Source organism: Micromonospora noduli (assembly GCF_003264475.1).
Lineage (GTDB): Bacteria > Actinomycetota > Actinomycetes > Mycobacteriales > Micromonosporaceae > Micromonospora > Micromonospora noduli.
The window spans coordinates 1-20155 of record NZ_PYAC01000009.1; the positions used below are offsets into that span (position 1 = coordinate 1).

Here is a 20155-nt window from a genome sequence, read left to right on the forward strand (position 1 = left end):
CGCGCCGCGCCGCGCCGCGCCAAGATCTGCGCAACTTCCCGGATGTTGCTGCCTCCGACGCGCGAGAGACAGCAACATCCCTGATGTTGCGCGGATCTTGACCACGAACACCGTGCCCCGACCGGGGTGGGGTCCAGGGCGCCCACCCCACCGTCAAGATCACGCTCGATCCAGGATGTAGTGGCCACGAGACGCCGGGAAGCCCACTACATCCAGGATGTTGCGCGATCTTGGTCAATCAACCTGGGCTATGACGGCGTTTGACCCGGCACCGGCGGGTGGGTGGGTGGGTGCAACGGTGGGGTCAGCGTGGGGCGGACGTACCCGTTGCGGCCAGATCGGCCGGGACCTCGCCGACGGATGCAGTGTCGGAGGCCTCGGCGGGCACACCGGCGGCGTTGGCGGGAGCAACGGTGGCGGCTTCGGCGGCCTCGGCGCGGGCGCGGCGGGTCCGGCGTAGGGCGCGTACGGCCAACACCAGGGCGGCCAGCCAGCCGGCGGCGAGCAGGGCGTACAGGGCGGGGCGGGCCGGACCGTCCAGTTCGGCGGAGCGCATCAGGGTGCGGGCGTTGGTCAGCACGATCACGCCGCCGACTGCCGCGCCGAGCAGTTGGGCGGGCACGATTCGCACCAGCCAGGCGGCCAGCGGGGCGGCGATGAGCCCACCGATGAGCAGTGCGGCGACGGTGGGGAGCAGGAATCCCTCCGAGCCCAGCCCGATCAGGAAGCCGATGCTGGCAGCGCCGGCCACAACGAACTCGGAGGTGTCCACGGAGCCGATCACCTTGCGCGGTTCCATGCGACCGGAGACCAGCAGCGCGGGGGTGGCCACCGGGCCCCAACCGCCGCCGCCGGTCGCGTCGACGAAGCCGGCGACCAGGCCCAGGGGGCCGAGGAAACGACCGCGGAGCCGTCCGCCGACCCGGTCGGTGCGCAGTGGTCGGGCGAAGCGGATCAGGAGGTACGCGCCGAGCGTGAAGAGGATGCCGGCCATCCACGGTGCGGCGGACTCGGTGGAGATCGAGCTGAGCACTGTGGCGCCGACGAAGGCGCCGACAGCGCCGGGTAGGGCGATGCGGGTCACCACCCGCCAGTCGACGTTGCCGAACCGCCAGTGCGCGACGCCGGCAGCGAGCGTGGTGCCGATCTCGGCCAGGTGCACCGAGGCCGAGGCGGCGGCCGGGGCGACTCCGGCGACCAGCAGCAGAGTGGACGAGGTCAAGCCGTATGCCATGCCGAGCGAACCATCGATCAGTTGCGCGACGAGCCCGACCAGAGCGAGGACCAACAGCTTACGCACGAGCGCCCCCAGACTTTTCGGCATCTCCTATCGACTTGGTCGACAATGCGGGATGGGGCAGCCAGGGTCAAGCCCCCGATCGGTGGATGGGACGCGGCTCAGATCCAGGCGCGCGGGTCGGCGGCCAGCTCGGTGACCCGCGCGGGCAGGGTGCCGGCGGCCACGTCGGCGACGCTGACCAGTTCCAGGATCTCGCGCTCGCTTGCCCGTAGCGCGATCCAGACCTCCTGGAGGGCGTGCGCCGGGCCGTGGTAACCGAGCTGCTCGGGGCGCTGCCCGCGTACGTGGGCGAGAGGCCCGTCGATCACCCGGATGACCTCGGCGAGGGAGATCTCCTCGGCGGGGCGGGCCAGCCAGTAGCCGCCCTCCGGGCCACGCTGGGCGTGCACGATGCCGCCCCGGCGCAGCTGGAGAAGGATGCTCTCCAGGAACTTCGGCGGGATCTCCTGGGCGCGGGCGATCTGGTCGGCCGTCACCGGCCGGCCGCGCCCGGGGCCGCTGGCCGTCGCGGCAAGCTCGGCGGCCGCGCGGAGGGCATAGTCGACCCGGGCGGAGAGGCGCATGTCGGCAAGGTTAGTCGCTGGTCCACCGGGCGGGCGGGCGACCCTCGGCCGATCGGTCACGCGTCGATGGGAAGCAGCCCCGCTGGCACCCGTCCGGGCCGCCGGGCAAGACCGATGAACGGCCGCCGGTACGGACCGGTGAAGTAGGTCATGATCCACCGCACGGTGGCGGCCGAAATGCCGTTCCGGAGCGTCCCTATGCTGGGCGTGAGTACGAATGTCTGGCCGTTTACCCGGCCGCCAGCAACATATTGATAAACACCCGGGTGTGCTCGGGGGGAAGGCAACACGATGACCGATATCGCCACCCGCACCTGGGACGGCATGACCATCCCGGTGGCTGGCACCTATCTTCTAGATCAGGCGCACAAGCGGATCGGTTTCCTGTCCCGGCACATGATGGTGAGCCCGGTGCGTGGTGAGTTCGCCGAGGCCACTGCGGAAATCTTCGTGGCGGAGGACCCGCTGCTCTCCTCGGTGACGGCCACCATCATGTCGGCCAGCATCACCACTGGGAGTGTCGACCGGGACACGCATCTGAAGAGTGCCGACTTCCTCGATGTGGAGCGTTTTCCCACCCTCGAATATCGAAGCACCGGCATTAAATGGCAGGGCAACGAGGACCCCATATTCCAGTGGGCGCGTCTGCGCAACCATCGGTTGGGCGGACGAGGCCGAAGTCACATTGTTCCGCCGCAGTCCGACGGTATTCCCGGACGATTCGTCCTCACCGGTGAGTTGACCGTGAAGGGGATCACCCGGGCCGTCGACCTGGAGGTGAATTTTGGTGGTGCTCGTCAGGATCCGTACGGGCAGAACATCTTCGGATTCAGCGCGACGGCCGAGATGAACCGTGAGGACTACGGCCTGCTCTGGAATGTCGTCCTGGAGAGCGGCGGGGTGCTGGTCGGCAGGACGGTGCAGATCGAGATCGCCGGCGAAGCCATCTACCAGGCCTGAACCACGTCATCCCCGCCAGCTGCCTGGCGGGGACGAGCGACGACTGCTCGGTGGGAATGAGCCAGAGGGTCAGGCGCCGACGCGGCGCAGCAGACCTTCCTGGACGGCGCTGGCGATCTGCTGGCCGTCCGTGGTGAACATCCGGCCGGTGGCCAGCCCGCGCGCGCCGGACGCCGACGGGCTCAGGCAGTCGTAGAGAAACCACTCGTCGGCCCGGAACGGCCGGTGGAACCACAGCGCGTGGTCCAGGCTCGCGCCGACCAACCCGCCCGGCCCCCACACCTCGCCGTGTGCGGAGAGCACCGAGTCCAGCAGGGTGAGGTCCGAGGCGTAGGTGAGCGCGCAGGCGTGCAGCAGGGGGTCGTCGGGCAGTTTGCCGTCGATACGCATCCAGACGCGCTGGTGCGGGTCGGCGGGCCGGTCGCCGGGGCGGACCCAGCCGGGCTCGCCCACGTAGCGCACGTCGATCGGTCGTGGGATCTGACCCCAGATGCCCAGCCGCTCCGGGTATCGGGAGAGCCGGTCGGTCATCGTCGGCACGTCCTGCGGCGGGGGTACGTCCAGCGGGGCCGGGGCCTGGTGGTCCAGGCCCTCCTCGGCCCGCTGGAACGACGCCGACATGAAGAAGATCGGCTTGCCGTGCTGGAGGGCGACCGCGCGGCGGACCGAGAAGGACCGGCCGTCGCGGATGTTCTCCACCTCGTAGGCGATCGGTTCGACCGGGTCGCCGGGGCGGACGAAGTAGCCGTGCAGCGAGTGCACGAACCGCTCCGGGTCGACGGTGCGGCCGGCGGCGACCAGGGCCTGACCGGCGACCTGGCCGCCGTACACCCGTTGTGGACCGACCGGGGGGCTCATCCCCCGGAAGGTCATCTCCCCGGTCGGGTCGAGGTCCAGCACTTCCAGCAGCTGGTCCACCGCCGCCTGGCCGACCGCGACCCGACCGTCGCTCACTGCAGGGCCCGCGCCGACGCGGCGTCGACCAGCGAGCCGAGCTGGTGTACGCGCAGCGTGTTGGTCGAGCCGGGGGTGCCGGGCGGGCTACCCGCCACGATCACCACGTAGTCACCTGGGTTGGCCCGGTCGAGGCCGAGCAGCGCCTGGTCGACCTGGCGGAACATGTCGTCGGTGTGCTGCACGAACGGCATCAGGAAGGTCTCCACGCCCCAGGTGAGGGCGAGCTGGTCACGCACCTCGGGGACCGGCGTGAAGGCCAGCAGCGGCAGGTCACAGTGCAGGCGGGACAGCCGTCGCACGGTGTCACCGGTCTGCGAGAACGCGACGAGCGCCTTGGCGTTGATGGCCCGGGCGATCGACGAGGCGGCGACGGTGAGAGCGCCACCGTGGGTACGCGGGTCGTGCTGCAACCGCGGCACCCCGATGGAACCGGCCTCGGTGGTCGTCACGATCTTGGCCATGGTGCTCACGGTGAGCACCGGATACTTGCCGACGCTGGTCTCGCCGGAGAGCATCACCGCGTCCGCGCCGTCGAGCACCGCGTTGGCGACGTCGGAGGCCTCCGCCCGGGTGGGGCGGGAGTTCTCGATCATGGAGTCGAGCATCTGGGTGGCCACGATGACGGGCTTGGCGTTCTCCCGGCACAGCTGCACGGCGCGCTTCTGCACCAGCGGGACCTCGTCCAGCGGCATCTCGACACCGAGGTCACCGCGGGCGACCATGACGCCGTCGAAGGCCAGCACGATGGCCTCCAGGTGCTCCACCGCCTCCGGCTTCTCGACCTTGGCGAGCACCGGCCGGAACACGCCCTCCTCGGCCATGATCCCGTGCACGAGCTTGATGTCCTCGGCCGAGCGGACGAAGGAGAGCGCCACCAGGTCGACGCCGAGACCCAGGGAGAAGCGCAGGTCCTCGGCGTCCTTGTCCGACATGGCGGGCACGCTGACCGCCACGTTGGGCAGCGACACGCCCTTGTTGTTGGAGACCGGGCCGCCCTCGGTGACGAGGCAGCGGATGTCGTTGCCGGTGACGTCGGTGACCTCGACGGCGACCCGACCGTCGTCGATCAGCAGCCGGTCACCGGGCTTCACCTCCTGCGGCAGCTTGCGGTAGGTGCAGGAGACCCGCTCCTTGGTGCCGATGACGTCGTCGCCGGTGATCACGACGGAGTCACCGGTGCGCCACTCGTGAGGGCCGTCGGCGAACCGACCGAGCCGGATCTTGGGGCCTTGCAGGTCGGCGAGGACGGCGACCGGCTTACCTGTTGCCTCCGACGCCTCCCGGACCAGTCGGTAGACCGCCTCGTGGTCGGCGTGGCTGCCGTGGCTGAAGTTGAGCCTCGCCACGTTCATGCCGGCCTCTACGAGACCCCGGATGCGCTCCGGGGACGAGGTGGCGGGACCAAGAGTGCAGACGATCTTCGCGCGGCGTGTCACGCCCATCAGGCTAGTCTCTCCTTCAGGTCGGACTCGGGGCCGACCCCTTGCAGGCAGCGGAACAGGTGTCCAACGACGCGCGGTGCGCGTCGGGCCGGCGGGCGGAACCGCACCGGGAACGTTGTGGCGACGGGCATCAGCGACCGCGCGCCGGGAATCGTACGCCTCTGTCGGCGTGCGCTGTCGGGGTGCTCCCGGCGGCGGCTCACTCCGGGTGCCCCGAGAGCGGCAGGCAGCGGCTCACTCCGGGTGCTCCGGGGGCGGCAGGGTCGGCACCGCGTGCAGCAGGTCGCGGGGGTCGTAGCGGCGCTTGGCCCGGCGCAGCCGCGCCCAGTTCGCGCCGTAGGCGAGCCGGACCCGGTCGGTCTCCTCGGGGGCGAGCAGGTTGGGGTAACCACCGGGCAGGGCGTGCGGGGCGAGCGCCGCAGAGGTCCGCTCGGCCCACTCGCGGTGCGGACCGGCCTGGTCGCCGGGAGCCCACACCGCGATGATCTCGGCCATCAGGTGATCGGTGCGCAGCCCAAACGCCGTGTCGCCGGGTCGGACCCGGGTGGCCGCGCCGTGGAAGTGGTGCACGGCCAGCGCGGAGAACGGAGAGGTGACCTGCCGGGCCGCGTCGACGAGCGTGTCCACCGCGATGTCGGTGAGCGCGGGCAACCACCGGGTCCGCAGCAGGTAGTGGTTGCCGTCGACCATCCCACCGTCGAACATCCTCAGCGCGTCCGCGTACGGCATCGGGCCGATCTGGTCGACCAGTGGGGTGCCCAACGCGCGCAGCCGGTCCATCCACGGCGCCCCGGCGTTCAGGTCGGGGCCGCTGTAGAACGGGCACACGAAGATCACCGGCTCGCCGGCCGGGCCGGGCAGGAAGCCGGCCATCACGGTCAGCTCGTCCGGAGCCTCGGCGACCAGCGCGCCGTAGCCGCGCAGCACGGCCGGCGCCTCGGAGAGCGCGAACATGATCATGCCGGCCAGCACACCGGGCAGCCGGTGCGCGCGGAAGCGCAGCTCGGTGACGATGCCGAGGTTCCCGCCGCCGCCGCGCAACGCCCAGTACAGCTCGGCGTCGTGCCGGGGGTCGGCGGTGACCCGGCGGCCGTCGGCGAGAACCACCTCCGCGCCGAGCAGGCTGTCCAGGGCCAGACCGAACCGGCCGCACAGCGGGCCGTACCCGCCGGCGAGGGTGAGCCCGGCCATCCCCACGGCGCCGACCACGCCGGTGGGGACCACCAGGTCGTACGGGCGGGCGGCGGCGAGCAGCTCGGCCGCCGTGGCGCCGCCGCCGATGGTCACCGTGGCCGCGTCCTTGTCGACGCGAACGGAGCGCAGCCCGGTCAGATCGAGCGCCAGAGCGCCGTCACGCAGCGCCCGGCCGGCCCAGTCGTGCCCTCCAGAGCGGACCGAGAGGGGCAGGTGGCACCGGGTGGCGATGCGGACCGCCTCGGCCACCTCGTCGGAGTCCTGGCACTCGGCGACCAGCGCGGGCGTGCACGCCACCGCGCCGTTCCAGAGCCGGGTGGTGGCGGCGTAACCGGGATCGCCCGGCTCGTGCAGCCGGTCGCCGAGCAGGGCACGCAGTCGGGCGGCGGCCGATGCGACATCGGGGGTGGCGGCGGAGATCATGGCGACTCCTCGACCGGGGCCGACCCACGACACCGGGTACGCCCCGGCGGCGGCCCGCGCAGGGCGCGACCGTAGCACCGGCAGGCGGGCGAGCGCCGTCATCATCACGACAGCCACCGATGGGCTGGCGGCTCAGCTGCCCGCCTTGACCAGTGGGAACTCCAGGGAACCGGCCGGGCAGAGGAAGGTCAGAACCTCCACCCGGTAGAGCCCGGCCTGCACCGCCGGGTCAGCCTCCAGCACGCTGCGGACATCGTCGACGCTGCCGGTACGGGCCAGCCCGAAGCCGATCGGCGGGTCCGGCTCGCGCGCCGGCCCGTCCACTGAGCCGGCGACCAGGACGATGCCGCGTCGCTGCAACGCCTGCATGTGTTCGGCGTGCTCGGCCTGCAACCGTTGCACGGTCTCCGCGGGCAGGGCCCGCCCGGCCGCGCCGGGATAGATCACGATGCACTCGTACGTGTCGAGCGCGAAGTTGACCTGCGGCACTCCCATGGGTGCTCCCTCCGCCGTCGCGCCGGAACGCACCGGCTCCGGCCAGCGTCGCACGGACACCCCGGTCGTACCGGGCGCTTCCCGGCAACTCGGCTCGGCGCGCTGCCGGCGTGTCCGCGCCCACACTCGGCCGACCGGCGGCATGGCGGCGGGGTTCCGGGGGATGATCCTTCGGTGGTGGGTGGGCTCTTCACGCCCGCGCTGTCCACGCCCGCCACGACGAGACGATTGGGGATCGGGCAATGGCAACAAATATCAGTGAGCAGCCCGCGAAGGCGTCCGGCACGTACCGGATCGGTGGCGATGTCACAGTCAACCGGCTCGGCTACGGGGCCATGCAGATCACCGGCCCGGGTGTCTGGGGTGACCCGAAGGACCCGGCCGAGGCGGTTCGTGTGCTGCGCCGTGCGGTCGAGCTGGGCGTGACGTTCATCGACACCGCCGACTCGTACGGGCCGTTCGTCTCGGAGTTGCTGATCCGGGAGGCGCTGCACCCGTACGCCGATGACCTGGTGATCGCGACCAAGGCCGGGCTGAGCCGCTCCGGCCCCGGCGACTGGCGTGCGCTGGGCCGCCCGGAGTACCTGCGCCAGCAGTGCGAGCTGAGCCTGCGCCACCTCGGCCTGGACAGCATCCCGCTGTACCAGCTGCACCGGATCGACCCGAAGGTGCCGCTCGCCGATCAGCTCGGTGAGCTGGCCCTGCTGCGGGAGGAAGGCAAGATCCAGCACATCGGGCTGTCCGAGGTGAGCGTCGCGCAGATCGAGGAGTCCCGGGCGATCACCACGATCGCGTCGGTGCAGAACCTGTACAACCTCGCCAACCGCAGCGCCGAGGACGTGCTGGAGTACTGCGAGCGCAACGACCTCGCGTTCATCCCGTGGTACCCGATCGCGACAGGTGAGCTGGCCCGCCCGGGCGGGCCGCTGGACGCCATCTCCACCGCGCACGGCGCGTCCCCCGCGCAGCTCGCGTTGGCCTGGCTGCTGCGCCGCTCGCCGGTGATGCTGCCGATCCCCGGCACGTCCTCGGTGGCGCACCTGGAGGAGAACGTGGGCGCGGCCGACGTGCGGCTCACCGACGACGAGTTCGAGGCGCTCGCCAAGGCGAGCTGACCCACCGCTCCGGACGCCGTCGGCTCAGCCGGCGGCGTCCGAAACCGGGCTCCCGGGCGCCGTCGGGTCAGTCGACGGCGTCCGGACCGGGCTCTCGGGCGGCGCGTAGCGCCTCGGTCGCCTGGGCCAGCAGGCGAGCGGAGTCGGTCCGTCCGCTCACCTGCAACTCCACTTCGGTGTCCCCGGTCTGGATCCGGATGCTGGCCTCGGTGCGCTGCTGGTCGACCCAGGACTGCAACAGGTTGAACAGCCCCGGAAGCAGCCCCTGGGCCAGCACCGCGATGATCACCGCGTCGCTGAAACCCGGCCGGCCACCGCCGCCGCCGGCCGGGCGGACTCCCGGCCGGTACTCGGGGCGGCGGTGGATCCAGGTCAGCAGGTCGACCGACGGAGGCTGCCGCTGCCGGGGGTTGATGGTCAGCCGGACGGGCAGCCGGGCTGCGGTGTCGCTGTCGGTCACGGTCTGTCTCCCGGTCAGTCGGCGGCGGGTCGGAAGGTCACGTTGTCCCCGTCGGAGGTGGCGACGCCCGCGACGGTGAACGCATTGTCGTCCTTGAACGGTGAGCTGCCGCCGAAGTAGGTGGTCGTGCCACTGGCCTCCACCCTGCCCTGGGTCTCGGTCGGGGTGGAAACCTGGGCGCTGGCCGGGCCGGTGAGTTCGACGGCGAGCTTCGGGTATTCGAGGATCTTCCAGGTGATCTTCTGGATGGAGCCGCCGTAGTAGCGGAACGGGCAGCCCGGCGGGGCGGCGACGGTCTGCTTGGCGCACTCGTCCAACCAGGCGCGTACCCGGGCCTCGACGGCCTCGATCGCCGCCGGCTTGAGCACCGGCGCCAGTTGCAGGACGGCTGCGGTCTCCCCCGGGCCCACCAGCACTGTCGCGCTCGGCGTCTCGCTGAGCGCGCTGGACGGGCCGGTCGCGCTGTAACCGCCGGGCAGCAGCACCACTGGCGGGCCCTCGGTGGCGACCGGCAGCTCCACCCCGTTGAGCCGTACTCCGGGGTCGGCGATCGCGGCGTTGAGTTGGGTCGGCCCGCCGCTCAACCGCCAGCCGTGGAACAGCCCGGCGGTGGTCTCGTCCTCGCGGCGCAGGGTGAGGGTGGTGGTCTCCCGCGCGTCACCCAGCCGGTACGCCACAGTGGCGGTGGCGCTGTCGCCGTCGCGCTCCAACGAGCTGATCTTGACGTCGGTCGGTGGTTGGTAGCCCTTGCCGCGCAACAGTTGCGCGAGCAGCTTGGTGTCGGCGCCGCTGCCCTGGTCGGTCAGGTAACCGAGCGCGGCGTCGCTGTCCCGGTCGGCGAGCGCGGCGAAGTAGCCGTCGATCGCCGCCTGGGGGCGGAAGAACGCCCACTGCACCACGCCGAGCCCGCTGGTGCCGAGGCAGGCGACCAGTGTGAGGGCGCCGACCAGCAGCCAGGTGCGGCGGGTGCCGACCGGGCCGGCGGGGTTGAACAGCCCATCGGCGGTGACGGGCTGGGCCGCCCCGGGCGCACCGGCCAGCGACGCCCGCTCCAACGCGTCGAGCCGCAGCTCGTGCGGCGGGTGGGTGGCGCAGACCGCCTCGTCCCAGCCGCTGCGGCCGGTCTCGAAGGACAGCCGCCGTTCCAGGATGCGCCGCAGTCCGTCGACGTGCCCGGTGAGCACGGCGCCGAGGTCGGCCCGGTACTCGGCCGCCCGCACGTCACGGGCGTGCAGTGGCAGCACCACGTACCGCATGGTGAGCAGCACCGGCCAGAAGAACACGAAGACCACGAAGTTGGTGCCCGGGTGCGGGAACGTCCGCATCAGCCAGGTCGGCAGGGCGTGCGCGAGGGTCAGCGGCAGGCCGACACCGCGGACGAAGGCGCTGGTGATCTCGTCCCCGGTCCGCCAGTGCACCAGCTCGTGGCTGAGCAGCGCGGCGACCTCGTCGTCCGGTTCGGTCAGCACGGCGGTGGTGACCACCACGTGTCGGGCGTACGTGCGGGCGTTGCTCAGGACCGGGTCGTCCTCCATGAGCAGCCGGGGCACGCTGGGCAGGCCGAGCCGTCGGGCGCAGTCATCGAGGATGGGGCGCAGCCGCGCGTCCTCGCGGCGGCTGGGCTGGCGGGCGCCCGAGACGACCAGCAGGCGGGGTTCGAGCAGCACCCGGTAGAGCGTGTAGAGGACGCCGATCAGCGCCGCCGCGACGACAGTGCCGATCAGGCCGGTGAGCAGCGCGAAGGGCTCGTCGGCGACGCCCAGCCAGGGCAGCGCCAGCACGACGAGGAAGCCGACCAGGAAGCCGATCGCGAAGCCGGCCACGCCGCCGAGCACCCCGCCGGAACGGGTCAGGAACGCCTCGATCAGCGAGCCGATCAGCGGGGCGTCGCGCAGCACCTGGGGCACCTGGTCGTTGGCGCCGGCCCCGATGGCGAAGAGCCCGGCGACGCCGAACGCGAGACCGCCCCAGAACGCGACGAGCAGCGCGATCGGCAGGTAGAACCAGGTGGCGAGGAACGCGCCGACCACGCCGCGCCAGTCCCGCAGGATTCCGGCCCGCAGCCAGACCAGCGCGCTGGGGTAGCCCGGTGGGCGGTCGGCGAACCCGCCGGTGGGCGGCGGGGTGTGGGCCGACAGCGGTTGGGCGGCCCGGACGTCGAGCTGCGGCACGGTCGGCGGGGTGTTCTCCGGCGGCACGGTGGGCGGCTCGGTCATGAGCGCTGCTCCCTCTCGGAGGATGGCGTCCACTGTCGGGAATGGACAGCCGCAGCAGGCTATCGAGGACCCCTGATGCCTGAAACCCCCTTTCCCACGAACGTCGCGCACCCGACACTCACCCTCGCGGATCCGGTGCGGCCGCCCCCTCCGGGACCACCGCACCGGACCGGATCAGAGCGCGAGGCAGTTGGGTCGCACCGGGCCGTCGACCAGGGCGCCGCGCACGATGGTGTACGCCGTGCCGTCGAGCACCAGACCGAGGTGCCCCACCACCCGCAGCGGGCAGTACGCCTGGATCAGCACGTTCGTCGCACCGTCGTTGACGGCGGCGTTCCCGGTCGGCCGGACCAACTCGTCCTGCACGGTGCGGATGGTGGTGTAGCGCACCGCGCCCGGGGTGTCGTCGCCGGCGTTGAGGTCGGCGAGGAACGCCGAGCCGATGCTCATCTGTTGGCAGGCCACCACGCCGGCGCAGCTACCCAGACCCAGGAACGCCACGATGTTGGCGACGTACGTGCCGTACTGCGGTGTGCCCAGGCTGACGTAGCGACCGACGGTGGCGGTGCCGCCGAGCCGCTTGAGGTAGTACCGGCTGACCAGGCCGCCTTCGGAGTGGGCGACGACGTCCACGCTCGCCGCGCCGGTGCTGGCGCGGACCTGGTTGACGTAGCTGGCGAACGCGCGGGCCGAGGTGGGGATGTCACCGAGGCCCAGCCCGGGCAGCTGGTAGATGAAGGTGCGGTAGCCGTCGGCGCGCAGGCGGGCGGCGATCGGCTCGTACGCGACGGCGACGCCGCTGAGCCCGCCGACAACAATGACGGGGTTGGCCGCCGCGGCGGCGAAGGGTGTCGTGGGAGCGGCGGTGGCCGGGGCCGGCTCGGCGGGGGCGGCGGTCGCCGTGGCGGTGGACGCGAGCAGCGCGGCGGTGGCGAGGGCCAGGACGAGGGCGGTCTTTCGGAGCAGCATCGCTGCACCTCCGGGGGGAGGCGCCCGGCGAACCGGGCAGGTGGGTGGGGGTGTCCGGTCGACCGTGTGACGATCATCCCCGCAACAATTCAGAAACGTCAATGACTTGTTACGCGCCGGTAACCCGTTGTTCCGACGGAGGCGTAAACGGTCATACCGTCACGCTCCATATCGGACACCGACCCTGCCTGGCATGCTGTGGCCGTGGCTGCCGACGAACCCACCGAGCGCGAGCTGCGGGTGATGCCGTGGTGGCTGGTCCTGGTCGGCCTGCTGGTCGCCATCGCCCTGGGCTGGCTGGTGCTGGACCTGCTGCTCACCGAGGCCGACCGGGCCAGCCAACCGGACACCCGCGCCACGCTGCGCATCGACGCGATCCGCACCGGCCTGACCGTCGTCGCGGGCACCGGCGGAGGGCTCGCGCTGCTGCTCGCCGCCCGCCGCCAGTGGATCGCCGAACGGGCGCAACGGCACCAGGAGAACGTCGCCGCACGGGACCAGGTGCACCGGGACCGGGTGCAGGCGCACGCCGAGGCGGTGGCCGAGGTCGCGCAGCGCCACCAGGACCGGCAGTCCGGGGCCGCCGAGCACGACGCGGCGGAGCGTCGACTGACCGAGCTTTACACCCGGGCGGTCGAGCTGCTCGGCAACGACAGCGCGGCGGTGCGCCTCGGCGGCCTGCACGCGCTGGAGCGCCTCGGTCAGGACAACCCGGGGCAGCGCCCGACGATCGCGGCGGTGCTCTGCGCGTACCTGCGGATGCCGGCGCCCGACGGCGAGCCGCGCGAGACGGAGGTCCGGCGCAGCGCGCAGCGCGTGCTCACCCGGCACCTGCGCGCGGACGACGCTGCGCACTGGCCGGAGCTGAGGCTCGACCTGGCCGGCGCCACACTTGTCGACTTCGACGCCGCCGGCTGCACGCTCGTCGACGCGAACTTCACCGAGGCGGTGTTCACCGGTACGACCACCTTCGCGGGCGCGACGGCGCGGGGGCGGCTCCTGCTCGACGCGGCGACCTTCGGCGACGTGGTCTTCGAAGGGCTCGCGGCCGACGGCGAGGTCATCCTCGACGACGTTCGCGTCGGCGGTGGGGCCAGCTTCGATGGTGGCGCCCTTCCCGGCGGCCTGGCCTGCCGGCGAGCCAGCTTCGCCGGCCCAACCTCGTTTCGCCGGGTGACCTTCGGTCAGCCGACCAGCTTCGACGCCACCCGCTTCGAGGACGCCGCCACGTTCCGGGAGGCCGTCTTCGACGGCGCCCTGTCGATGGAGCACACCGAGTTCGGCAGGTCGGCCAACTTCCACTCGGTCCGTTTCACGAACATGGCGCTGTTCCGCTGGACGGTGTTCGGCGCGGAGGCGTTGTTCGACCGGGCCCGCTTTCTCGACGCCGCGAACTTCGGCCGGGCCCGGTTCCACAGCATGGCCAGCTTCCGCGACACACAGTTCAGCCGGCCGCCGCAGGTCGAGCAGGCCCGGGCGGTGGCCGATCCCGGCCACCGCTGGCCGGCGGGCACGACCGTGGATCGCCTCGACGACGAGTGGCTGCTGCTGGTCGACCGCTGACCGGCCGGGACGGTCGTCAGCGTGGCGCGGCCGGCTGGGCCGTCAGCGCGGCGTGGCTGGCGGGCGCAGGCCGTCCAGGGCCACGCCGAGCACCCGGTCACGCTGCTCGGGTGACGGGAACTGGGCCATGGTGAGGCCACTGATCAGCCGCACCACGTCGTCGAAGCCGATGTCGTCACGGACCACACCGGCGGCCTGTGCGCGACGCATCAGCGGCTCACCGGCGGAGAAGATCTCCGCCCGGCAGCTGGTGAAGATCTCGGAGTCGTGCAGCAGCTGCTCGGCGAGCGCCCGCTTGGTGGCGACGTACGCGACGAAGCGGTGCAGCCAGGCGACGAGCGCGTCCCAGGGCGGCAGCTCGGCGAGGCCCTCGGCGGTGTGGCACAGCGCCCGGACCTCCTCGACGTAGACGGCCTCGAACAGGTGCTGGCGGGTCGGGAAGTTGCGGTAGAGCGTGCCGATGCCCACGCCGGCCCGACGGGCCACGTCCTCCAGGGAGGCGGCGGCGCCGTTCTCGGCGAACGCATCGCGTGCCGCCGCGATCAGGGCGTCGTAGTTACGCCGCGCGTCGGCCCGCTTGGGCCGCTGGGCGAAGACCTCGGGCGCCTGCCCCGCGCTGGTCATGACGTGCGTCACCTCACCCTGGTTGCATCCGGAGGCAACCCTCCGCTAGCTTAGTGGAGGCACCCCTCCGGAATCCCGGAGGCCTGCCTCCGGTTACTGTACCTCGGGACCCGCCCGATCGCCGCCTGGCCACCCCGATCGCCCGGACCCCGACAGACCACCCCGTCCCGGACGGACGGGCGACAAAGCCTTCATTCCCGTACGTAATCAGGGAGTTTTCTCTCGTGGCAGTGACTTCCCGACGCAGCTCGCGTCGGCTCACCTTCACCGTGCTCGCGGCCGGCGCCGGGTTCTTCGCGATGCTCCAGTCGCTGATCACCCCGGTGCTGCCGACCATCCAGCAGGACCTGCACACCTCCCAGAACACCGTGACCTGGGTCCTGACCGCCTACCTGCTCAGCGCGTCGATCTTCACGCCGATCCTCGGACGCGTCGGCGACATGGTCGGCAAGGAGCGGATGCTCGTCGTCTCGCTCGCCGCACTGGCCCTCGGCTGCCTGCTCGCCGCCATCGCGCCGAACATCGGCATCCTCATCCTCGCCCGGGTCGTGCAGGGCATCGGCGGAGCGGTCTTCCCCCTCTCGTTCGGCATCATCCGCGACGAGTTCCCAGCCGCGCGGGTCTCCACCGCGGTGGCCGCCATCTCGGCGATCGTCGCCGTCGGCGGTGGCCTGGGCATCGTGCTGGCCGGCCCGATCGTCAGCACGCTGGACTACCGCTGGCTGTTCTGGATCCCGATGGTCGTGGTCGGGCTGACCGCCGTGGCCGCGCACCTGTTCGTGCCCGAGTCGCCGGTCCGTACCCCCGGTCGCATCGACTGGCGCGCCACAGTGCTGCTCTCCGGCTGGCTGGTCGCGCTGCTGCTGCCGATCAGCCAGGGCGCCACCTGGGGCTGGACCTCCACCCGGGTGCTCGGCCTGCTGGCGCTCGCCGTGGTGCTGCTGGCCGGCTGGCTGGTCGCCGAGGTGCGCTCGAGCAACCCGCTTATCGACATGCGGATGATGCGCCTACCCGGCGTCTGGACCACCAACCTCGTCGCCCTGCTCTACGGCGCGTCGATGTTCTCCGTGTACGCGTTCCTTCCCCAGTTCGTGCAGACCCCGACCATCGCCGGCTACGGCTTCGGCGCCAGCATCAGCCAGGCCGGTCTGCTCATGCTGCCGATGCTCGTCGCGATGTTCGTCGCCGGCCTCATCGCCGGGCGACTCCAGGCCGTCTTCAGCGCCAAGGCGCAGCTCGCCACCGGTGCCGCGTTCAACGTGGCCGCGTCCGCGATGCTCGCCACCGCGCACGACACCCGCTGGGAGGTCGCCATCGCCGGTGGCCTGGTCGGCCTCGGCATCGGCCTGGCCTTCGCGTCGATGGCCAACCTGATCGTCGCCAGCGTGCCCGCCAGCCAGACCGGCGTCGCGACCGGCATGAACGCCAACATCCGCACCATCGGCGGCGCGATCGGCGCGGCCGTGGTCAGTGGCGTGATCACCGCCCACCCGCAGGCCAACGGTCTGCCCCGGGAGGCCGGCTTCACGATGGGGTTTCTCGTCCTCACGGCGATCGCCCTTGCCGCCGCGCTCGCGGCCCTCGCCGTCCCGTCCGCCCGGCGGGCGTCGGCCGGTCGCCGGCCGTCCGCCGCGACGATCGTCGAGTCGGAGCTAGCCGGCGAGTTCGCCACCATGCCGGCGACCCGCTGAGGGAACGTGTCGCAGCCCGGGCGGTTCGCCGCCCGGGCTGCTGCATGTCCAGGAGTACGCTGGCCGCTCCCCCACCCACCGACAGTCGTCTTTCAGGATGCGCCCATGTCCGAGTTGCTGACCGCCGACCGCATCGAAGAGATCGGCGCCCTGGGTTCCGCTAGCCCGAACCCGGCCGCGTTCGTCGCGGAACTGGTGAACGCCGTCGACGAGGGGCGCGTCGCGGACCCCGACGACACCGGGTACGCCCTGCTGGTCGCCGCGGACATCCTGGAACAGGCCGGTGACCTGGCCGACGCGCTCGCCCTGGCCACCCGCGCCATCGCCGAGCAGCCGGACGACAACGCGTACGCCCGAGCGGTGCGCGGCGGTCTACTGCTGCGCCTCGACCGCTCGGACGAGGGCATGGCCGAACTGACCGCCCTGCGTCCCCTGTTGGAGACCGATCCCGCGGCCACGTACCTGATCGACGAGCTGGCCGAGGCCGGCCACGCCGACACGGCGCTGGAATGGCTCACCGGGGCACTGGACGCCATCCTGGAACGGACCCGCACCCAGCAGCACGAATCCGAGGACGCCCAGGACGAGGCCGCGGCCATGATCTACGGCCTGGCCCAGCGGCGGCACGACCTGCGCGAAGAGCAGGGCCTACCCCACGACGAGTACGACAACCTCGCCGATCGGCTGCGCGCCGCGAGCACCCACGCGCTCGACGCCCTCGACGACGGCCCGGCGACACTGCTGTTCTGGCCGCAGGCGGAGTTCACCGCACTGCTGCTGCGCTGGCCCGCTCTGGTCGACAGCTACCCGGCCACCTGGGACGAGCACCGCGCCCAGATCGAACGCGCCCTCGTCGACGCCTCCGGCATGGGCGGCGCCGACCTGGGCGTGGTCGTCGGCACGGTCGCCGACCTGGCGGCCTTCGCCGAACGCACCGACAGCGACCCCACCAGCGAGGAAACCCTCGACCAGTACGCCGACAGCCTCGACGAGTCGGGCGTGACAGCCTGGCCGCCCGGCCGCAACGACACCTGCTGGTGCGGGTCCGGCGCCAAGTACAAGAAGTGCTGCCTGCCACGCTCGCGCAGCTGATTGCTCCAGCGCTCTGACCCCGACGTACGGTCGATGCGTCCGGTCGACTCGACGATGAAGGCGATGGCGTGACCACACACGAGCAGAACGAGACGGTCGAGGACAGCCCCGTCGGCTGGGTCGCCAGCCACATCCGGCGCTACGTGCACACCGACGGCGCGGACGGAGGCACCTTCCACGGCGTACCCTCGCTGCTGCTCACCACCCGCGGACGCCGATCGGGCAAGCTGCGCCGCACGGCACTGATGTACGGGCGCGACGGCGACAACTATCTGCTGGTGGCGTCCAACGGCGGCGCGGCCAAGCACCCCGCCTGGTACCTGAACCTCAGCGCGGACCCTGCGGTGGAGATCCAGGTCGGCGCGGAGCGGATCACGGGTCGGGCCCGGACCGCGACCGGCGAGGAGCGCGTCCGGCTGTGGCCGGTGATGACGAAGGTCTTCCCGACGTACGGCCGCTACGCGAAGGAGACCGACCGCGAGATCCCGGTCGTGGTCATAGAGCGTGAACCCTCCATCGATTGACACCTCCCACTGTCAGGAAGGCTCGGGTGACGTAGGTCTGCACCCACTCCGGCAAGGCGCAGCAGTTCGCGTCGATCTCGCGACACCAACGCTCACACGCGCTGATCGGTGGCCGACGCGGTCCTCGGACGTTCAGCGGCTGACGGTGGCCCGACGAACTGCTGGACCGCCGGAGAGAAATAGACGGCCCTGACCCGCAGAAGTGATTCGACGTCACTGTCAAGATCTGGCACTGCGGCGCTACCGGCGAAAGCGACGGTGCCGCCTCTCTCGACGGAGCGCTCGGACTTGAAACGCAGCCCAGCAGCGGTCCAGCACGCCTCGATGGCCGCCTCGGCGGCCTCTCCGGTAAGCCCCATCTGCCTGACAAGATCCTGTGCGGCGGAAATTGTTGACTCATCGACATAGGTGGCCAGCTCGGATTGCGCGTCCCGGATCTCGATGACCCGTCGGTAGAGACGTAGTCGTACCTGTAGGACGTTGGCAACGTCGGCCATTCGGCTTGGCGGTGCGCTCAGGACCACGTCCGGCACGGAAAGTTGCAATGTATGCCACAACCGATAGAGGCGGTGCAGCCGCGCGGTGTCGCGGATATATCGCCGCGTCGGCCTGCTGACCGGCACCGCCGCGCCGATCGCAAGCAGTGTCAACCCGACGCCGAAGAGCGACTTGGAGAAAAGTACGTAACCCGGCCCCTCCAGAAGCTCGATGTGCGCCGCGTGGCTGAGAATGAAGGCGATTCGATTGAGAATGTAGGCCAACAGGACTGACCCGCCCACGGCGGTCACCACGATGCTCCAGTTACCCCTGCTGCCGAAACGCCTCAACGCGAGCTTCCAGATCGTCAGCAGCGCCCGCGCGACAGCGACCACGATTGCGGACTGGTAGAGAAGTCCGTACCAGACGGTGTATGGCGATTCGGCGGACTCGGTGACGAAGTCGTCACCGCCGGGATGATGCGGGGCTGCCGCGAATAGGAAACACATGCCAATCGCCGCACCACCGGGCAGCAGGACGTTGGTCTTTAACCGGTAACCCTTCCCCGGCGCGGTGGTAGCAATGGCGGACGCGAGGCCCGAGGCGAGGTACGCCACGATCAGACCTGCGACGTTCTTCACCAGGACACTCAGGTCCACGAGACCGGTCGTTGTATCGACGGCTCGGCTGACCACTGCCAGATTGAGGGTGGCCGCGACGGCAAGTCCAGCCTGCAGCAGGAAGGCCCAGCTGTCCCGCGAAGATTGCCTGCTACGGCCCGCCTGAACGGCGAGCACCAACCAGAGTGCGCCGACGGCAACGATTTCGATCAGGTCACCGGTGGACATCGCGGGACGCCTGGCTATTGAACTCTTCGAGAATGTTGGCGGGCTGAAGGCCGATTTCCGGTGACTGCATACGCTGCGCGAGCAGCGTCGCGATCACCTCCGCTTCCTGCTCGGCCACCAGGGAGTAGGTCGACCTCGTAAGCACGGAACGGACCATCTCCACATCGAGATCGGGCATGATGGCGGCAAGTGCATCCGTGTCCGCGTTGCGATGACGACAGAGCATGTGCCCGATCTCGTGAAGAATGATGTGCTGCTGATGCAGTGGCCGGGTGTCCCCGTTGTAGAAGATGTGATCTGCCGCCTGAGTTTCGATCCACATTCCCCCAGGAGCCCCCGGAGTGCCCGCCATCGTGAGTGGGTGCAAATGCAGCGGACGTTGCCTGGCCGCGGAGATGTGCGCACAGAGGGCTGACATCGTGATGAGCCGGGGAAGAGACAGCTCCTCGAGGACGCGCGCGGCCATCCGCTCAAGCCGACGCAGTCGCATGTCAGGCTCCTCAGGTCATTGCATGTCGTCAGGTGTTGGGGCGGCCGGCTGACGAGACGGGTCATCCTCGGCCTCGGTGAGCCGGTCGATCCGGCGGGCATGTTCGATCATGCCGTTGATGGCTTCGAGACTCGGGGCAGAGAGGCCAGCCACGCGCATAGCCACATGACGCACCGACTTGTCGCTGAGCGCCGCGAGTAGCTCGAGCTGCTCGTCGATCTGACGGGCCGCCTCATTGTCCAGAAAGTAAACCGGGGAGACACCAAAGAAACGAGCTAGAGCTTCAATGTGTCGAATGGTGGGGTTGTCACGGTGCCCCTTACGGAGCTGCCAGACGTAGGTATGCGAAATCATGACACCAGTGGCACGTATCCTCGTCGCGACTTCCTCATAGGAGTACTCACGACCGCCTGGGCGGACCGTCTTGAATAACCGGTCCAACTTATCAGCTATGGTCGGTCCGCGGTTGCCCACTGATCGCCACCTCCCTCGTACCAGGCAGGTGTAGGGGCCTACGTCCTTGGCGCGGCGTCGCTGCTCAAGCCAAGCTCCATGAGCGACGAGACGCCCCCACGCCTCGCCCGACTGGTCTGCCGCCTCGTCCGACGCTTGCCGGAAGCACCCACCGCATGCTCAGCCAGCGGTCGCAACATGCTACTCCAGACGACAACCATGATCATCGCTGGCGGCTACTCATTGGCGGCTCGATCCCGAAGCCGACGCCGGACTGATCACTGCCAAGGTCGAACGCT

19 protein-coding genes are annotated in these 20155 nt (G+C 70.8%); 6 read left to right on the forward strand and 13 right to left on the reverse strand.

What is annotated here, in order from left to right:
- Positions 1-304: 304 nt before the first annotated feature.
- The gene (locus MED15_RS12565) at positions 305-1300 is read right to left on the reverse strand and encodes a sulfite exporter TauE/SafE family protein (protein ID WP_112735714.1); all 996 of its coding nucleotides are present in this window, start codon (positions 1298-1300) and stop codon (positions 305-307) included.
- Between the two features lie 98 nt (positions 1301-1398).
- The gene (locus MED15_RS12570) at positions 1399-1863 is read right to left on the reverse strand and encodes an RrF2 family transcriptional regulator (protein WP_091407884.1); all 465 of its coding nucleotides are present in this window, start codon (positions 1861-1863) and stop codon (positions 1399-1401) included.
- A gap of 291 nt (positions 1864-2154) precedes the next feature.
- On the opposite strand from MED15_RS12570, the gene MED15_RS12575 reads away from it, so the two are divergent.
- Positions 2155-2823 (forward strand): YceI family protein, encoded by a 669-nt coding sequence (locus MED15_RS12575; protein WP_112735716.1) that lies wholly within the window; start codon positions 2155-2157, stop codon positions 2821-2823.
- 69 nt (positions 2824-2892) lie between these two features.
- On the opposite strand, the gene MED15_RS12580 is transcribed toward MED15_RS12575, so the two are convergent.
- The 4 genes from MED15_RS12580 to MED15_RS12595 all read right to left on the reverse strand — a co-directional run bounded on the left by MED15_RS12580 (position 2893) and on the right by MED15_RS12595 (position 7334).
- Positions 2893-3777, reverse strand: coding sequence for an acyl-CoA thioesterase (locus MED15_RS12580; RefSeq protein WP_112582692.1), 885 nt, complete (start codon positions 3775-3777; stop codon positions 2893-2895).
- Positions 3774-5222 carry a pyruvate kinase gene (pyk, locus tag MED15_RS12585; RefSeq protein ID WP_112582693.1) on the reverse strand — a complete coding sequence of 483 codons (1449 nt, stop codon included), beginning with the start codon at positions 5220-5222 and terminating at the stop codon, positions 3774-3776. The genes MED15_RS12580 and pyk overlap by 4 nt, the downstream gene beginning before the upstream one ends.
- Positions 5223-5456: 234 nt before the next feature.
- Positions 5457-6839: an FAD-binding oxidoreductase gene (locus tag MED15_RS12590; RefSeq protein ID WP_167457646.1), complete on the reverse strand. Its 1383-nt coding sequence runs from the start codon at positions 6837-6839 to the stop codon at positions 5457-5459.
- Positions 6840-6971: 132 nt separating this feature from the next.
- Complete coding sequence (locus tag MED15_RS12595) at positions 6972-7334, reverse strand: YciI family protein (protein ID WP_091407872.1); 363 nt, start codon at positions 7332-7334, stop codon at positions 6972-6974.
- A 242-nt stretch (positions 7335-7576) separates the two neighbouring features.
- On the opposite strand from MED15_RS12595, the gene MED15_RS12600 reads away from it, so the two are divergent.
- Positions 7577-8449 carry an aldo/keto reductase gene (locus MED15_RS12600; RefSeq protein ID WP_112582695.1) on the forward strand — a complete coding sequence of 291 codons (873 nt, stop codon included), beginning with the start codon at positions 7577-7579 and terminating at the stop codon, positions 8447-8449.
- Between the two features lie 67 nt (positions 8450-8516).
- Here MED15_RS12600 and MED15_RS12605 read toward each other — a convergent pair whose 3' ends face one another.
- The 3 genes from MED15_RS12605 to MED15_RS12615 form a co-directional block, all read right to left on the reverse strand.
- Positions 8517-8909 (reverse strand): effector-associated constant component EACC1, encoded by a 393-nt coding sequence (locus MED15_RS12605; RefSeq protein ID WP_112582696.1) that lies wholly within the window; start codon positions 8907-8909, stop codon positions 8517-8519.
- Positions 8910-8923: 14 nt separating this feature from the next.
- A complete protein-coding gene (locus MED15_RS12610) occupies positions 8924-11125 on the reverse strand; it encodes a M48 family metalloprotease (protein ID WP_112582697.1) in 2202 nt (733 codons plus the stop codon).
- A gap of 174 nt (positions 11126-11299) precedes the next feature.
- Entirely contained in the window at positions 11300-12094 is a 795-nt protein-coding gene (locus MED15_RS12615) for an esterase/lipase family protein (protein ID WP_112726494.1), read from the reverse strand.
- Positions 12095-12298: 204 nt separating this feature from the next.
- Here MED15_RS12615 and MED15_RS12620 point away from each other — a divergent pair, with 204 nt between their 5' ends.
- On the forward strand, positions 12299-13657 hold the full coding sequence (locus MED15_RS12620) for a pentapeptide repeat-containing protein (RefSeq protein WP_146758758.1): 1359 nt from the start codon (positions 12299-12301) through the stop codon (positions 13655-13657).
- A 42-nt stretch (positions 13658-13699) separates the two neighbouring features.
- Here the strand turns inward: MED15_RS12620 and MED15_RS12625 are convergent, their stop codons facing one another.
- Positions 13700-14281, reverse strand: a complete 582-nt coding sequence (locus MED15_RS12625) for a TetR/AcrR family transcriptional regulator (RefSeq protein ID WP_181518568.1) — start codon at positions 14279-14281, stop codon at positions 13700-13702.
- Positions 14282-14505: 224 nt separating this feature from the next.
- On the opposite strand from MED15_RS12625, the gene MED15_RS12630 reads away from it, so the two are divergent.
- From MED15_RS12630 to MED15_RS12640, 3 genes are all read left to right on the forward strand, one after another.
- The gene (locus MED15_RS12630) at positions 14506-15972 is read left to right on the forward strand and encodes an MFS transporter (protein ID WP_112582701.1); all 1467 of its coding nucleotides are present in this window, start codon (positions 14506-14508) and stop codon (positions 15970-15972) included.
- A gap of 105 nt (positions 15973-16077) precedes the next feature.
- Entirely contained in the window at positions 16078-17064 is a 987-nt protein-coding gene (locus tag MED15_RS12635) for an SEC-C domain-containing protein (protein WP_112602918.1), read from the forward strand.
- Positions 17065-17132: 68 nt separating this feature from the next.
- Positions 17133-17588: a nitroreductase family deazaflavin-dependent oxidoreductase gene (locus MED15_RS12640; RefSeq protein ID WP_112735720.1), complete on the forward strand. Its 456-nt coding sequence runs from the start codon at positions 17133-17135 to the stop codon at positions 17586-17588.
- Between the two features lie 92 nt (positions 17589-17680).
- Here MED15_RS12640 and MED15_RS12645 read toward each other — a convergent pair whose 3' ends face one another.
- From MED15_RS12645 to MED15_RS12655, 3 genes are read right to left on the reverse strand one after another with little or no spacing between them, the layout of a single operon-like run.
- A complete protein-coding gene (locus tag MED15_RS12645) occupies positions 17681-18913 on the reverse strand; it encodes an MAB_1171c family putative transporter (RefSeq protein WP_112735722.1) in 1233 nt (410 codons plus the stop codon).
- Positions 18900-19403, reverse strand: coding sequence for a hypothetical protein (locus MED15_RS12650; RefSeq protein ID WP_146763074.1), 504 nt, complete (start codon positions 19401-19403; stop codon positions 18900-18902). The genes MED15_RS12645 and MED15_RS12650 overlap by 14 nt, the downstream gene beginning before the upstream one ends.
- Positions 19404-19418: 15 nt before the next feature.
- A complete protein-coding gene (locus tag MED15_RS12655) occupies positions 19419-19877 on the reverse strand; it encodes a helix-turn-helix domain-containing protein (protein WP_112726499.1) in 459 nt (152 codons plus the stop codon).
- Positions 19878-20155: the final 278 nt, after the last annotated feature.

What these genes read in the sequence shown, in the direction of transcription:
- MED15_RS12570 (WP_091407884.1), bottom strand. Translation starts at nt 1,863, where the DNA reads ATGCGCCTCTCCGCCCGGGTCGACTATGCCCTCCGCGCGGCCGCCGAG.
- MED15_RS12575 (WP_112735716.1), top strand. Translation starts at nt 2,155, where the DNA reads ATGACCGATATCGCCACCCGCACCTGGGACGGCATGACCATCCCGGTG.
- pyk (WP_112582693.1), bottom strand. Translation starts at nt 5,222, where the DNA reads ATGGGCGTGACACGCCGCGCGAAGATCGTCTGCACTCTTGGTCCCGCC.
- MED15_RS12590 (WP_167457646.1), bottom strand. Translation starts at nt 6,839, where the DNA reads ATGATCTCCGCCGCCACCCCCGATGTCGCATCGGCCGCCGCCCGACTG.
- MED15_RS12595 (WP_091407872.1), bottom strand. Translation starts at nt 7,334, where the DNA reads ATGGGAGTGCCGCAGGTCAACTTCGCGCTCGACACGTACGAGTGCATC.
- MED15_RS12600 (WP_112582695.1), top strand. Translation starts at nt 7,577, where the DNA reads ATGGCAACAAATATCAGTGAGCAGCCCGCGAAGGCGTCCGGCACGTAC.
- MED15_RS12610 (WP_112582697.1), bottom strand. Translation starts at nt 11,125, where the DNA reads ATGACCGAGCCGCCCACCGTGCCGCCGGAGAACACCCCGCCGACCGTG.
- MED15_RS12615 (WP_112726494.1), bottom strand. Translation starts at nt 12,094, where the DNA reads ATGCTGCTCCGAAAGACCGCCCTCGTCCTGGCCCTCGCCACCGCCGCG.
- MED15_RS12625 (WP_181518568.1), bottom strand. Translation starts at nt 14,281, where the DNA reads ATGACCAGCGCGGGGCAGGCGCCCGAGGTCTTCGCCCAGCGGCCCAAG.
- MED15_RS12635 (WP_112602918.1), top strand. Translation starts at nt 16,078, where the DNA reads ATGTCCGAGTTGCTGACCGCCGACCGCATCGAAGAGATCGGCGCCCTG.
- MED15_RS12645 (WP_112735722.1), bottom strand. Translation starts at nt 18,913, where the DNA reads ATGTCCACCGGTGACCTGATCGAAATCGTTGCCGTCGGCGCACTCTGG.
- MED15_RS12650 (WP_146763074.1), bottom strand. Translation starts at nt 19,403, where the DNA reads ATGCGACTGCGTCGGCTTGAGCGGATGGCCGCGCGCGTCCTCGAGGAG.